Origin of the sequence: Agromyces sp. NPDC057865 (assembly GCF_042796995.1) — a bacterium.
Taxonomy (GTDB): domain Bacteria; phylum Actinomycetota; class Actinomycetes; order Actinomycetales; family Microbacteriaceae; genus Agromyces.
Genome location: NZ_JBHVMJ010000007.1, coordinates 18,177 through 31,355, shown reverse-complemented (window position 1 = coordinate 31,355; position 13,179 = coordinate 18,177). Strand labels below are relative to the sequence as shown.

Below are 13,179 nucleotides of genomic sequence, written 5' to 3'. Positions count from 1 at the left end.
CGCGGCCGGATCAGGGAGGGCCCCCGCCGGTGCCGCGTGCCTCGGCACGCGCCTCGGTGAGCAGCATCCCCTGGTTCGGATCCTCGGGTGCGGGTCCGCCGCGCTTGGCCCCCGTGCGGTAGCGGCGGTCGCCGCGCCGGGCAAGCCAGCGGGCGAACCACGACAGGCTGAGGTTCATCACGAGGTAGATGAGGAACGTGATGAGCCACAGCGGGAAGAGGTAGCGGTTGCCGAAGAAGCTCGAGAGGTTGTTCATCGTCGTGCGCAGCAGTTCGGGGTAGCCCACGATGAAGCCGAGCGACGTGTCCTTCAGGAGCACGACCAGCTGGGCGACGATGATCGGCAGCATCTGCCGGAAGGCCTGCGGGAACTCCACGAGCATCTTCGACTGCAGCTGGCGCATGCCGAGGCTGAGCGCCGCCTCCCGCTGCCCGCGCGGCAGCGCGGCCAGGCCGGCTCGAAGGGCCTCGCCAATAAGCGCGCCGTTGTAGATGGCGAGCGCCGCCACGACCGCCCAGTAGTCGCCCGTCGCGAACACCAGCAGGATGAACAGCATCATCAGCAGGACCGGCATGCCGCGGAAGAACTCGATGACGACGGCCGTCGGGATCCGGATCCACGGGTTCCGGGCGCTCCGCAGGAGCGAGAGCACGACGCCGAGCGCGACCGCGAGCACGGACGCGACGAGCGCGGCTCGCAGGGTGTTCAGGACGCCCTGCCAGATGAAGCCCCAGACCTCGGGGTCCGCGAAGACGTCCCAGCGCGACTCGTCGAACATGCCCGGCAGGGTGATCCCGCCGGACTCCTTGGGGGCGTTCAGCACCAGGAACATCCAGAGCAGCCCGCCGGCCACGAGCAGCGCCGTGATGACGGAGAGCGTGCGCGAGAGCACCTTGGCGCGGGGGCCAGGCGCGTCGAACAGCACGTTGGCGTTGCTCATCGCTGCACCACCCACTTCCGCTCGAGTTGGACCGCGAGCAAGCCGAGCGGAACCGTGATGATGAGGTAGAAGGTCGCCACTCCGAGCAGGATCGGGATGACGGCGTCGCCGTTGTCGTTCGCGAGCTGCTTGCCGACGGCGAACAGCTCGACGACGAAGAACCCACCGGCGACGGACGTGTTCTTGGTGAGGGCGATGAAGACGTTGATGAGGGGCGGGATGGTCATCCGGAACGCCTGGGGGAAGATGACCAGCGAGACGGTCTGCCGGAATCCGAGGCCGACGCTGCGGGCGGCCTCGGCCTGGCCGACCGGGACGCCGTTGATGCCGGAGCGCAGCGCCTCGGCGACGAACGGCGACGTGTAGACCGACAGCGCGATGATCGCCGTGATGAGGTACGGCAGTCGCGAGCCCAGGTACGGCAGCACCAGCGCGCAGAAGATCAGCACGAGCGTCAGGGGCGTGTTGCGCACGATCTCGGTGTAGACCGTCGCGACGACCCGCAGGGTCGCGACCGGCGAGATGCGCATCGCCGCCACGACGGTGCCGATCACGAGCGCCGAGAGCCCGCTCACGATCAGGAGCAGGACGGTCGTGCCGAACCCGTTCAGGTAGGTCGGCAGGTTGTCGATGACGGCGTCCACGGATTCCCTTCGCCCGTGCGGTGCGGATGGACCCGGGCCGGCCGTTCAGGCCCGGCCCGGGTCATCCATCGGTCAGTTCTCGTAGCGGTCGACAGCAGGCGGGTCGACGAACGGTAGCACCGTGCCGGCCGTCTCGTTCCACGCCTCCTCGTAGCGGCCGTCCTCCTCGGCCTTCTCGAGCACGTCGTTGATCCACATGCGGAACTCGGTGTCCTCGAGCGCGAGGCCGATGCCGTAGGGCTCCTCGGTGAAGGGCTTGCCCACGACCTTGAACTCGCCCTCGTTCTGGGCCGCGAGGCCCGCGAGGATCACGTTGTCGGTCGACACGGCGACCACCTGGCCGCTGCGCAGCGGCTCGAGGCAGTTCGAGTACGTGTCGGTGAGCACCGGGTCGGCGCCGATCTCGGCGAGCTTCGCGGCGGGCGTCGAGCCCGTCACCGAGCAGACCGGCTGGCCCACGAGGTCGTCTTCGCTCTCGATGTCGTCGTTGTCGGCGAGCACGAGGATCGACTGTCCGGCCATGTAGTACGGACCCGCGAAGGAGACGACCTCCTTGCGCTTGTCGTTGATCGTGTACGTCGCGATGACGATGTCCACCTGGCCGTTCTGGATGAACGGCTCGCGGTTGGCCGACACGGTCTCGACCCACTCGATGTTGTCCTCGGAGATGCCGAGCTCGGACGCGATGATCTTGCCGATCTCGACGTCGAAGCCCTCGGGCTCGCCCGACGGTCCGACGAGGCCGAACAGCGGCTGGTCGAACTTGGTGCCGATCGTGATCTTGCCCGCGTCGGACAGCTCCGCCATGGTCGTGCCGGCCTCGAACGTGGGGGCGGCCGTGGGCGTCTCCTCGGCCTCACCGCCGGAGTCGCCGCCTCCGGCGCAGCCCGCGAGGGCGAGGGCCGTCGCGGCGCCCGCCGCGACGAGTGCGAATCTCATCCGTTTCATGTGTCTCTGCCTCTTCTCGTATGGGTGTTCCCTCGCCGCTCGTGGCAGCGCAGGCTTCTCAGTGCTCGAGGATCTTCGAGAGGAAGTCCTTCGCGCGGTCGGTCTGCGGGTGGTCGAAGAACTGCGCGGGCGTCGCCTCCTCGACGATGCGCCCGTCGGCCATGAACAGCACGCGGTCGGCCGCCCGACGGGCGAAGCCCATCTCGTGGGTGACGACGATCATCGTCATGCCCTGCTCGGCCAGCCCGACCATGACGTCGAGCACCTCGTTGATCATCTCGGGGTCGAGCGCGCTCGTCGGCTCGTCCATGAGGATGAGCTTCGGGTTCATGGCGAGCGACCGGGCGATCGCGACGCGCTGCTGCTGGCCGCCCGAGAGCTGTGCGGGCAGCTTCTTCGCCTGGTTCGCGACCCCCACGCGCTCGAGCAGCTCCATGGCGCGCGCCTCGGCGTCCTTGCGGGACATCCGCTTCACCCGGACCGGCGCCAGCGTCACGTTCTCGAGCACGCTCTTGTGCGCGAAGAGGTTGAACGACTGGAACACCATGCCGACGTCGGCCCGCAGCTTCGCGAGCGCGGCGCCCTCCTCTGGCAGCCGCTCGCCGTCGATGGTGATCGACCCGGAGTCGATGGTCTCGAGGCGGTTGATCGCCCGGCACAGCGTCGACTTGCCGGAGCCGCTCGGCCCGATGACGACGACGACCTCGCCGCGGTTGACGACGGTGTTGATGTCGTTCAGCACGTGCAGATCGCCGAAGTGCTTCTCGACGTGCTCGACGACCACGAGGGGTTCGCCGCGGCGCACCGAGATGTTCGACGTCGCGGGCGCCTGCTGGGTTGGCTCCATCCCCCCAAACTAGGGCCCCTCGCGGAGGGGCCACAAAGGGGCGACGCCGGTGGTTACCTATTCGTGATGCGCGCTGCGCTGCGCGAACGCGCTCTCATACAGGCACACGGATGCCGCGGTCGCGAGGTTCATCGATTCGGCGTGTCCGTAGATGGGAACCGTGACCACGCGGTCGGCGAGCGCGAGCTGCTCCTCGGGCAGCCCGTGCGCCTCGTTGCCGAAGAGCCACGCCGTCGGACGCTCGAGCACGCCCTCGGTGCGGGCGGCCAGGAGGTCCTCGCCCTTCACGTCGGCGGCGAGCACCGTGAGACCGGCGGCACGGGCGCGCTCGAGCACGTCCTCGAGGTGGCCGCCGACGGCGACCGGGAGGTGGAAGATCGATCCGGTCGAGCTGCGCACGACCTTGGGGTTGTACAGGTCCACGGTGCGCCCGGTGAAGACCACGGCGTCGGCGCCCGCGGCATCCGCGGCCCTGACGATGGTGCCCGCGTTGCCGGGGTCGCGCACCTCCTCGAGGATCGCGATGAGGCGCGGCCCGGCCGCGAACACGTCCTTCACGGCGGTCGGGAACTGATGGCAGACGGCGACGAAGCCCTGCGGCGTGACCGTGTCGGCCATCGCGTCGAGGACCTCCTCGGTCACGAACTCGACGTCGACGCCCGCGTCGACGGCCGTCTGCGCGATGTCGGTGTAGCGCTCGAGGGCCGTGGGCGTGGCGTAGAGCTCGACGACGAGCTGCGGGCGGAAGGTGAGCGCCTCGGCGACGGCCTGCGGGCCCTCGAGCAGGAACAGCCCGCTCTCGACGCGAGCCGGCTTCTTCGCGAGCTTCGCGACGGCGCGGACGCGCGGCGACCTCGGGTTCTCGAGCATGCAGCCAGTCTAGGGACGACGGATGCCGCGGCGGACATGCGAAACGGCCCGGCACCCCGGGGATCGGGGGTGCCGGGCCGTCAGGGCCGAAGCAGTGGCTACGCCGCGGTCTTCGGGGCCGAGGTGTCGGCCGGGAGGGCCTGCTTGGCGCTCTCGACGAGCGCCGCGAAGGTCGCGGGCTCGTTCACGGCGAGCTCGGCGAGGATGCGACGGTCGACCTCGATGCCCGCCAGGCCGAGGCCCTGGATGAAGCGGTTGTAGGTGAGGCCGTTCTGACGCGAGGCCGCGTTGATCCGCTGGATCCAGAGGCGACGGAAGTCGCCCTTCTTCTTGCGGCGGTCGTTGTAGGAGTAGACGAGCGAGTGGGTGACCTGCTCCTTCGCCTTGCGGTAGAGGCGCGACCGCTGACCGCGGTAGCCCTCGGCGCGCTCCAGGATGACCCGACGCTTCTTGTGGGCGTTGACCGCCCTCTTCACTCTTGCCATTGCTCTGTTTCTTCCTTACGGGTCTCGCGGCTCAGCGGCCGAGAAGCTTCTTGACGACCTTGGTGTCGGGGGCCGACAGGACCTTGTCCGCGTTGAGGCGGCGGGTGCGCACCGAGGACTTGCCCTCGAGGTTGTGGCGCATGCCGGCCTGCTGCTTCTTGAGCTTCCCGGTACCGGTGATCTTGAAGCGCTTCTTGGACCCGGAGTGGGTCTTCTGCTTCGGCATCTCGTGTTTCTCCTTGGTTCTGCCGCCACCGGGGTGGCGGACGGGGGTGCTAGGCCTGGTCCTCGGTGGACTCGGCCGCCTGCGTCTCGGGCTCGCCCGCGGCATCCGCCGCCGGCCGCGCCTTCGCCGCAGCACGCTGTGCATTCGCCTCGGCCTTGGCCTCGGACTTGTTCTTCAGAGGAGCGATGACCATGACCATGTTGCGGCCGTCGATCGTGGGGTTGTGCTCGACGGTGCCGAACTCCACCACGTCTTCCGCGAAGCGCTGCAGGAGGCGGACGCCCATCTCGGGACGCGACTGCTCGCGGCCTCGGAACAGGATCATCGCCTTGACCTTGTCGCCGGCCTTCAGGAAGCCGACGGCGCGCTTCATCTTGGTCTCGTAATCGTGCTTGTCGATCTTGAGGCGGAACCGGACCTCCTTGAGGATCGTGTTCGCCTGGTTGCGCCGAGCCTCCTTGGCCTTCTGCGCAGCCTCGTACTTGTACTTGCCGTAGTCCATGATCTTGACGACCGGCGGACGCGAGTTGGGCGCGACCTCGACGAGATCGAGGTCGGCCTCCTGCGCGAGCCGCAGGGCCACCTCGATCTTCACGACGCCGACCTGCTCTCCGCCAGGTCCCACGAGGCGGACCTCGGGAACGCGGATACGGTCATTGGTACGCGGATCGCTGATGCGTGTTCTCCTCTACTCAAGCTGTGCTCGAACGGGAGGCGGATGCCGCCCGTCGACGAGAGCGGAAGATCCACGCAGGCTCGCATGGAATCACACCATGCGGCACTACGGCACCCTGTCTACTTCCTGCCTGAGCCGGTGGCTCGGTGGCGTGGAAGCGGAGTGCAATCGACCCGGTAACCTTGATGAAGCGGTATGCGCGGGTGGGAGAATCTCCACTTTCGTACCGGGGACTGGCCCCGGGCCCGCAGTAGTCTAACAGAGGATGTCTGTGAGCAACAGTTCAGACGAGTCCACCGTCGCCGACGCCACCCGCGACATCGCCGAGGTCCCCGCCGTGGAGGTCATCACGACCGCCGCCGTGCACCTCATGAGCGCCGCCGCGGTGAAGGTGGGCCTCGCCGACGACCCCGAGTCGCAGGTCGACCTCGACGAGGCGCGCAAGCTCATCAACGCCCTCGCCGGGCTCATCACGGCGGGGGCGCCCGAGATCAGCGACATGCACGCCCGCTCCCTGCGCGACGGACTGCGCTCGCTCCAGCTCGCGTTCCGCGAGGCCTCGCCGATCCCCGACGCCATCGGCCAGGGCCCCGGCGAGAAGTGGACCGGCCCGGTCACCTAGGCCTGGCAGCTCGGGCACCACCAGGTGTCGCGAAGCTCGACGTCGTTGCGGCCCAGCCGGCCGTGCTCGATCGTCGTACCGCAGCGACGGCACGGCTCGCCGCCGCGCCCGTAGACCCAGAGCCGCTCACCGCGTCGGTCGTTTCCCGTGGTCGTGCGTGCGATCCGGTCGCGGTTCGCGACGATCATGCGCCGCGCGACGTCGACCAGCGGCGGCACGTCGACCGTGCCGGTCGCGCGATCGGGTCGGATGCCGCGCAGGAAGCACGCCTCGTTGACGTACACGTTGCCGAGGCCGGCGAGGTTGCGCTGCTCGCCGAGGGCGACCGCGATCGGCACGTCGGGCCGCGACGCGATCCGCGCGATCGCCTCCGCGGCATCCCAGTCGGGTCCGAGCAGGTCGGGCCCGAGGTACGCCATGCGGTCGGCCTCCTCGCTCGCCGGGAACACCTCGAGCACCCCGAGGTCGAATCCGACCGCCACCGCGCCGGGCACCTGGACGACCGCGCGCGCCTGGAAGCCCGGGCGTGTCCACCGCTGCCCGGGGCGGTAGACGCGCCACTCCCCCTCCATCTTCAGGTGCGAGTGCACGACCTGGTCGCCGATCCGCATGAGCAGGTGCTTGCCGCGGCTGCCCACCGAGTGCACGGGCTGCCCCGCGAGGTCGATGGTGGCGTAGGCCGGCACGCGGAAGTCGGTGCGCTCCACGGTGCGGCCCGTGAGCGCCTGGTCGAGCCGACGGGCGGCCTGGTAGACGGTGTCACCCTCGGGCATCGAACCGCAGTCCCCTCGGCGTCTCGCGGAAGCCGGCCGCGCGCAGCGCGGGGTCGAGCACCGAGCCGTAGACGTTGTCGCCGTTGACGGTCTCGACGCGCAGGCGCTCGGCCCGCGCGCGGCGGAGCGCGTCGGCCAGCGCGGTCGCGGAGGCGCCGAGCACCTCCGCATCGTCGGTGAACGCGAGGGCGGTGCGCCCGCCGCGCTCGAGGTAGAGCGTCGCCGCGCCGTCGACCATGGTGACGAAGGCGCCCGCCTTGCGGGCGGGCCGGTGCGAGCCGTCGCCGGGCGGCTCGGGCCAGTCGAGCGCGGCGCCGAACGGGTTGGCGGGGTCGGTGGCCGCGAGCGCGATCGCTCCGCTTGCGGGCTGGGCACGGAGCCGGTCGACCGCGGCGGTCGTCGCGAACTGCGCACCGCCCAAGCCGTCGACGAAGTACCCGCGGCGCACCCGTCCGGAGTCCTCGAACGCGGAGAGGGACCGGTACGCGAGGGCGAACCCGCCCACGATCCCCTCGGCCACGACGGAGCCTCGCGTGACGACGCCGTAGCGTTCGAGCAGCGTCTCGCCGAGGGCCTGGGCGCGCGGCGTCGCGGCCGAGGTCGCGAGCGGCACGACCGACCATCGTCCGGCCGCGTGCGCGGGGTTCGCGGCGGCGCGGGCCGCGCGGTCGGACGTGACGGACGCCGCGAGCGCCCGGCGCGTCAGCGACCGGCCGCGCATCCTCGCCCGCGGCGCGGGCGCGCGGGTCTTGTGCGCGCCGCCGCCGGCGAGCAGGCCGCGCACCGGTGCGAACGTGTCGTTCGTCACGAGTCCGGCCCAGACGAGCCGCCAGAGCGCCTCGATGACCGCGCGGTCGTCGTCGGCGCCGACGGCCTCGACGAGCTGGCGGAAGAAGTATCCGCCCCCGCCGCCGAGCACGGCGAGCAACTCGGCCTCGAGCGGGTCGAGCGGACCCGCCTCGGGCGGGGGCAGGGTGAGCGCTGCGGTCTCGGCGAGGTGCAGGCTGATCCAGCCGTCGTCGCCGGCGAGCGTGCCCGCCCCGGCCCAGAGCACCTCGCCGGACGCCGTGAGCTCGTCGAGCATGCCGGGTCGGTAGTCGTCGACGCGCGCGGGCAGCACGAACGCCTCCCACGCCGACGCCGGGATGCGCACGCCCTCGAGCTGCTCCACCACGGCGGCGACCCCGTCGACGCCGTGCAGGCGGCCGCCGACGTGCTGCCACTCGGGGAGGAACCGCGCGAGCTGGCGGGGCTCGACGGGCTCGACCTCTTCACGCAGGGCGGCGAGCGAGCGACGGCGGATGCGCCGGAGGACCCCCGAGTCGCACCATTCGAGCCCCGCTCCGCCGGGCAGGAACTCGCCCTCGACGAGGCGTCGCTCGGCCGCGAGGCGCCCGAGCGACGCGCGGGCGACGGCCTGGCCGATGCCGAAGCGCTCGGCGACCTGCTGCGTGGTGAACGGGCCGTGCGTGCGGGCGAAGCGGCTCACGAGGTCGCCGAGCGGATCGCGCACCGACTCCTCGAACGCCTCGGGCAGTCCGGGCGGGATCGGCACGCCGAGCGCGTCGCGCAGGCGCGAGACGTCTTCGACGGCGACGATCCAGTCACGGCCCGCGAAGCGCACGCGGGCGGCACGGCGGGCGGCGACGAGCGCGTCGATCGCCGCCGCGGCATCGGTCTCGTCGTCGACCCGCTCGCCGACCTCGTCGGCGGTGATCGGCCCGAGCCCCTGGAGCAGGTCGGCGACGCCCTCGTCGCCCCGGGCCCGACGTTCGGGATCGAGGCGCTGCAGCATCCGCTCGGTCTCGACCACCACCTCGGGGTCGAGGAGCTCGCGCAGCTCGACGGTGCCGAGCAGCTCGGCCAGGAGTGCCGGGTCGAGGGACAGGGCCGCGGCGCGGCGCTCGGCGAGCGGGGCGTCGCCCTCGTACATGAACGCGCCGACGTAGCCGAACAGGAGGCTCGCCGCGAAGGGGCTCGGCGACTCCGTGCTCACTTCGACGAAGCGCAGCTGGCGTCGCTCGATGCGCTCGGCGATGCGAGTGAGCGCGGGCAGGTCGTAGACGTCTTGCAGGCACTCGCGCACGGCCTCGAGCAGGATCGGGAAGTCGGGGTAGTCGCGCGCGACCTCGAGGAGCTGCGACGCCCGCTGCCGCTGCTGCCAGAGCGGCGAGCGGCGGCCGGGGTTGGTCTTCGGCAGGATGAGCGCCCTCGCCGCGCACTCGCGGAACCGCGATGCGAACAGGGCGGACCCGCCGACGTGCTGCGTGACGATCTGGGCGAGCTCTGCGGGCTCGAACGTGAAGAGCTCGGCCCCGGGCGGGTCGTCACCGGTGTCGGGCATGCGCAGCACGATGCCGTCGTCGCTCGCGACCGCGTTCGCGTCGACGCCGAGCTCCTCCTGCACGCGCGCGCCAATGGCGAGCGCCCACGGCGCGTGCACGCGCATGCCGTAGGGCGAGTGCAGGACGATGCGCCAGTCGCCGAGCTCGTCGCGGAAGCGCTCGACCACGAGGTTGGCGCCGTCGGGCACGACGGTGGTCGCCGCGCGCTGGTCGTCGATGAACGCGACGAGGTTCTTCGCGGCGCGCTCGTCGAGCCCGGCCGCGCGGCTGCGCACGAGCGCGTCGGCCGTGGGCGCGCCGGCGAGCTCGGTGATGAACCCGCCGATCGCCTCGCCGAGCTCGGCCGGACGCCCGATGCCGTCGCCCTTCCAGAACGGGAGCCGGCCCGGCTCGCCCGCGGCGGGCGCGACGAGCACCCGGTCGTGCGTGATCTCCTGGATGCGCCAGCTCGTGGCGCCGAGGGCGAAGACGTCGCCCACGCGGGACTCGTAGACCATCTCCTCGTCGAGCTCGCCGACCCGGCGGCCCGGTCCGGCCTCGCCGATCATGAACACCCCGAACATGCCGCGGTCGGGGATCGTGCCGCCGCTCGTGACCGCGAGCCGCTGGGCACCGCGGCGGCCGACGATCGTGCCGGCGTCCCGGTCCCACACGATGCGCGGTCGCAGCTCGCCGAACCGGTCGGACGGGTAGCGGCCCGCGAGCAGGTCGAGGGTCGCGTCGAAGGCCGATCGGGGCAGGGCCCCGAACGGCGCCGCGCGACGGACGAGCTCGAACCAGTCCTCGACGTTCCACTCGTCGAGCGCGGCGGCGGCGATGGTCTGCTGCGCGAGCACGTCGAGCGGGTTCGCCGGGATGCGCAGCTCCTCGATCGCGCCCGCGATCATGCGCTCGGCGGCGACGGCGGAGTGCAGCACGTCGGCCCGGTGCTTCGGATAGATGAGCCCCTTCGACACCTCGCCGACCTGGTGGCCAGCGCGCCCGATGCGCTGCAGGCCGCTCGCGACCGACGGCGGCGACTCGATCTGCATGACGAGGTCGACGGCGCCCATGTCGATGCCGAGCTCGAGGCTCGAGGTGGCCACGACGCAGCGGAGGCGCCCGCCCTTGAGGTCGGCCTCGACGAGCGCGCGCTCCTCCTTGCTGACCGACCCGTGGTGGGAGCGGGCGATGATCGGCTCGGCGCCGCCCGTGAGCCCCGAGGCGCCGGCCATCTCGGCGGGCGGTCGGCCGGGTCGGCCGGCGGCGGGCCAGCCCACGGATGCCGCGGCCTCGACGACCTCGGCGGGCGCGTTGCGCTCCTCCCAGAGCTCGTTGAGCCGCGCGGTGAGGCGCTCGGCGAGCCGGCGCGAGTTGGCGAACACGATGGTGGACCGGTGCGCGAGCACCTCGTCGAGGATCGCCTCCTCGACGTGCGGCCACACCGTGCCCGAGCCCGTCTCGCCGGCGAGGTCGGAGAGGTCGTCGACGGGCACGCGCACCGCGAGGTCGAACTTCTTGCCCGACGGCGGCGCCACGATCGCGACCGGGCGCGTGCCGGCGAGGAAGCGCGCCACCTCTTCGTGCGGTCGCACGGTCGCCGAGAGCCCGACCCGCTGCACCGGCCGGCCGACGAGGGCGTCGAGCCGCTCGAGCGAGAGCGCGAGGTGCGATCCGCGCTTGGTGCCCGCCATGGCGTGGATCTCGTCGACGATGACCGTCTCGACGCCGCGCAGCGTCTCGCGCGCAGCCGACGTGAGCATGAGGAAGAGCGACTCGGGCGTGGTGATGAGGATGTCGGGCGGGTTCGTCACGAGCGTGCGGCGCTCGGCCGGCGGGGTGTCGCCCGATCGCACGCCCACCGTGACCTCGGGCACCTCCACCTCGAGCGCGGCCGCCGTGCGGGCGATGCCCACCAGCGGCGCCCGGAGGTTGCGCTCGACGTCGACCCCCAGTGCCTTCAGCGGCGAGAGGTAGACCACGCGAGTGCCGTGCGAGCCCACGGGCTCCTCGAGCCGTTCGTGGTGGAGCCGGTCGATCGCCCACAGGAACGCGGCGAGCGTCTTGCCGGAGCCCGTCGGCGCGACCACGAGCGCGTGGTCGCCGCGCGCGATCGCCTGCCACGCCCCGCGCTGCACCTCGGTGGGGGCGGCGAAGGATTCGGTGAACCACGCCCGCGTCGCGGGCGAGAATGCCTCGAGCGCCTCGGCCATCCCTCCATTCAACCGGATGCCACCGACACCTCGGCTGGGAACCGATCGACTCGTGCGCGAGGCGCGCCGGACCTACCCGCCGGCGCGCACCGCGGCGAGCGCCCGCTCGACGGCGTCGACCGTGCGTCGGACCTGCGCGGCATCCGTCTGCCAGTTGCTCACCGAGAAGCGCACGACCGCCCGGTCGTGCCACCGCGACGTCATGGCGAGCACCTCGCCCTCGTCCCACAGGCGTTCGCTGAGCGCCTCGGTCGCGGCGTCGTCCTCGAGCGCGATGCAGACCTGGGTGAAGACCACGTCGTTGAGCACCTCGACCCCGGGCAGCCGGCCGACGCCCTCGGCGATGCCGCTCGCGGCATCCGACAGCTGCTCGACCAGCGCCGCGACGCCGGTGCGGCCGAGCGTGCGCAGCACGGCCCAGGTCGGCACGCCGCGCGCACGCCGCGAGAGCTCGGGCGCCTTCTCGTGCGGGTCGGCGCCGATGTCGGTCGCCTGGAGGTAGCTCGCGTGCATGCTCATGGCGCGGTGCATGGCGTTCGAGTCGCGCACGATGGCGAGGCCGCAGTCGTACGGGACGCTCAGCGTCTTGTGCGCGTCGGACGACCAGGAATCGGCCTCGTCAATGCCCGCGACGAGGTGCTGGAGCTTCGGCGACGCCGCGGCCCACAGGCCGAACGCGCCGTCGATGTGCACCCACGCGCCGGCGTCGTGCGCGACGCGGATCGCCGCGGTGAAGTCGTCGTAGGCGCCGGAGTGGATGTTGCCCGCCTGCAGCAGCACGATCGCGGGTCCGGTGCCCTCGGCGAGGGTGCGCTCCAGCTCGTCGACCCGGATGCGGCCCTGCTCATCGCTCGGCACGATGATCGGGCTGCCGAGGCCGAGGTAGCGCGCGGCGAGGTCGTTCGTGCCGTGCCGCTCCTCCCCCGCGATGAACCGCACCTTCGGGCCGCCGGCCATGCCCTGGGTCTCGACGTCCCAGCCGGCGCGGCGCAGCACCTCGTCGCGTCCGGCGGCCATGCAGGTGAACTGCGCCATCGTAGCGCCCGTCACGAAGCCGACCTCGCTGCCGGCGGGGAGCCCGAGCAGGTCGACGAGCCATTCGCCGGCGAGTTCCTCCACCGCGACGACCGCCGGGGTGACCACGCGCAGGCCCGTGTTCTGGTCCCAGGCGGAGACGATCCAGTCCGCAGCGAGCGCGACGGGCTGCGTGCCGCCGATGACCCAGCCGTAGAAGCGCGGCGACCCCATGGCCATGAGGCCGGGCTCGGATGCCTCGGCGAGCAGGTCGAGCACCTCGGTGGCCGACTCCCCCGACTCGGGGAGGTCGCGACCGAGCCGCTCCTTCACCTCGTCGGTGCCGAGCCGCGGCGGGATCGGCCGCTCCCGGATGCCCGAGACCCACGCCCGGGCGTGGCGTTCTGCGACGTCGAGCACCTCGTCGTACGGCGAGGGCTCGGCGGGCGAGGATGCTGCGAGCGAGGGCTCTGCGATGCGACCGGAGTCGCCGGGCTCGACCATGAGACACCTGTCCTCCGCGCGCCTGGCGCGCGCCTTTCGATTCTGCTCCGACGCCCGAGGACGGTCAACGACCCGGACCGGGGGCACCCGGCG

General features: G+C 71.9%; 12 protein-coding genes. 1 reads left to right on the top strand and 11 read right to left on the bottom strand.

What is annotated here, in order from left to right:
- Window positions 1-10: 10 nt before the first annotated feature.
- The 8 genes from ACFVN5_RS19480 to infC form a co-directional block, all read right to left on the bottom strand.
- Window positions 11-940 (bottom strand): amino acid ABC transporter permease, encoded by a 930-nt coding sequence (locus ACFVN5_RS19480; protein ID WP_376957532.1) that lies wholly within the window; start codon window positions 938-940, stop codon window positions 11-13.
- Window positions 937-1,584, bottom strand: coding sequence for an amino acid ABC transporter permease (locus ACFVN5_RS19475; protein WP_376957530.1), 648 nt, complete (start codon window positions 1,582-1,584; stop codon window positions 937-939). The genes ACFVN5_RS19480 and ACFVN5_RS19475 overlap by 4 nt, the downstream gene beginning before the upstream one ends.
- 72 nt (window positions 1,585-1,656) lie before the next feature.
- On the bottom strand, window positions 1,657-2,532 hold the full coding sequence (locus ACFVN5_RS19470) for a glutamate ABC transporter substrate-binding protein (RefSeq protein ID WP_376957528.1): 876 nt from the start codon (window positions 2,530-2,532) through the stop codon (window positions 1,657-1,659).
- 58 nt (window positions 2,533-2,590) lie between these two features.
- Window positions 2,591-3,379 (bottom strand): amino acid ABC transporter ATP-binding protein, encoded by a 789-nt coding sequence (locus ACFVN5_RS19465; protein ID WP_376957526.1) that lies wholly within the window; start codon window positions 3,377-3,379, stop codon window positions 2,591-2,593.
- A 57-nt stretch (window positions 3,380-3,436) separates the two neighbouring features.
- Complete coding sequence (locus ACFVN5_RS19460) at window positions 3,437-4,249, bottom strand: TrmH family RNA methyltransferase (protein ID WP_376957524.1); 813 nt, start codon at window positions 4,247-4,249, stop codon at window positions 3,437-3,439.
- A 98-nt stretch (window positions 4,250-4,347) separates the two neighbouring features.
- Window positions 4,348-4,734 (bottom strand): 50S ribosomal protein L20, encoded by a 387-nt coding sequence (gene rplT, locus ACFVN5_RS19455; protein WP_148731619.1) that lies wholly within the window; start codon window positions 4,732-4,734, stop codon window positions 4,348-4,350.
- 31 nt (window positions 4,735-4,765) lie between these two features.
- Window positions 4,766-4,960, bottom strand: coding sequence for a 50S ribosomal protein L35 (gene rpmI / locus ACFVN5_RS19450; protein WP_148731620.1), 195 nt, complete (start codon window positions 4,958-4,960; stop codon window positions 4,766-4,768).
- Window positions 4,961-5,009: 49 nt separating this feature from the next.
- Entirely contained in the window at window positions 5,010-5,636 is a 627-nt protein-coding gene (gene infC / locus ACFVN5_RS19445) for a translation initiation factor IF-3 (RefSeq protein ID WP_376957560.1), read from the bottom strand.
- A 271-nt stretch (window positions 5,637-5,907) separates the two neighbouring features.
- On the opposite strand from infC, the gene ACFVN5_RS19440 reads away from it, so the two are divergent.
- Window positions 5,908-6,258 carry a DUF1844 domain-containing protein gene (locus ACFVN5_RS19440; RefSeq protein ID WP_376957522.1) on the top strand — a complete coding sequence of 117 codons (351 nt, stop codon included), beginning with the start codon at window positions 5,908-5,910 and terminating at the stop codon, window positions 6,256-6,258.
- Here the strand turns inward: ACFVN5_RS19440 and ACFVN5_RS19435 are convergent.
- The 3 genes from ACFVN5_RS19435 to ACFVN5_RS19425 all read right to left on the bottom strand — a co-directional run bounded on the left by ACFVN5_RS19435 (window position 6,255) and on the right by ACFVN5_RS19425 (window position 13,086).
- Window positions 6,255-7,031: a DNA-formamidopyrimidine glycosylase family protein gene (locus ACFVN5_RS19435; RefSeq protein ID WP_376957520.1), complete on the bottom strand. Its 777-nt coding sequence runs from the start codon at window positions 7,029-7,031 to the stop codon at window positions 6,255-6,257. The two genes, ACFVN5_RS19440 and ACFVN5_RS19435, sit on opposite strands and share 4 nt — an antisense overlap.
- Window positions 7,018-11,568, bottom strand: coding sequence for an ATP-dependent helicase (locus ACFVN5_RS19430; RefSeq protein ID WP_376957518.1), 4,551 nt, complete (start codon window positions 11,566-11,568; stop codon window positions 7,018-7,020). Before ACFVN5_RS19430 ends, ACFVN5_RS19435 begins: the two co-directional genes overlap by 14 nt.
- A gap of 72 nt (window positions 11,569-11,640) precedes the next feature.
- Window positions 11,641-13,086 (bottom strand): pyridoxal phosphate-dependent decarboxylase family protein, encoded by a 1,446-nt coding sequence (locus ACFVN5_RS19425; protein WP_376957516.1) that lies wholly within the window; start codon window positions 13,084-13,086, stop codon window positions 11,641-11,643.
- Window positions 13,087-13,179: the final 93 nt, after the last annotated feature.

What these genes read in the sequence shown, in the direction of transcription:
- ACFVN5_RS19430 (WP_376957518.1), bottom strand. Translation starts at nt 11,568, where the DNA reads ATGGCCGAGGCGCTCGAGGCATTCTCGCCCGCGACGCGGGCGTGGTTC.
- rpmI (WP_148731620.1), bottom strand. Translation starts at nt 4,960, where the DNA reads ATGCCGAAGCAGAAGACCCACTCCGGGTCCAAGAAGCGCTTCAAGATC.
- rplT (WP_148731619.1), bottom strand. Translation starts at nt 4,734, where the DNA reads ATGGCAAGAGTGAAGAGGGCGGTCAACGCCCACAAGAAGCGTCGGGTC.
- ACFVN5_RS19470 (WP_376957528.1), bottom strand. Translation starts at nt 2,532, where the DNA reads ATGAAACGGATGAGATTCGCACTCGTCGCGGCGGGCGCCGCGACGGCC.
- ACFVN5_RS19460 (WP_376957524.1), bottom strand. Translation starts at nt 4,249, where the DNA reads ATGCTCGAGAACCCGAGGTCGCCGCGCGTCCGCGCCGTCGCGAAGCTC.
- ACFVN5_RS19465 (WP_376957526.1), bottom strand. Translation starts at nt 3,379, where the DNA reads ATGGAGCCAACCCAGCAGGCGCCCGCGACGTCGAACATCTCGGTGCGC.
- ACFVN5_RS19425 (WP_376957516.1), bottom strand. Translation starts at nt 13,086, where the DNA reads ATGGTCGAGCCCGGCGACTCCGGTCGCATCGCAGAGCCCTCGCTCGCA.
- ACFVN5_RS19480 (WP_376957532.1), bottom strand. Translation starts at nt 940, where the DNA reads ATGAGCAACGCCAACGTGCTGTTCGACGCGCCTGGCCCCCGCGCCAAG.
- ACFVN5_RS19435 (WP_376957520.1), bottom strand. Translation starts at nt 7,031, where the DNA reads ATGCCCGAGGGTGACACCGTCTACCAGGCCGCCCGTCGGCTCGACCAG.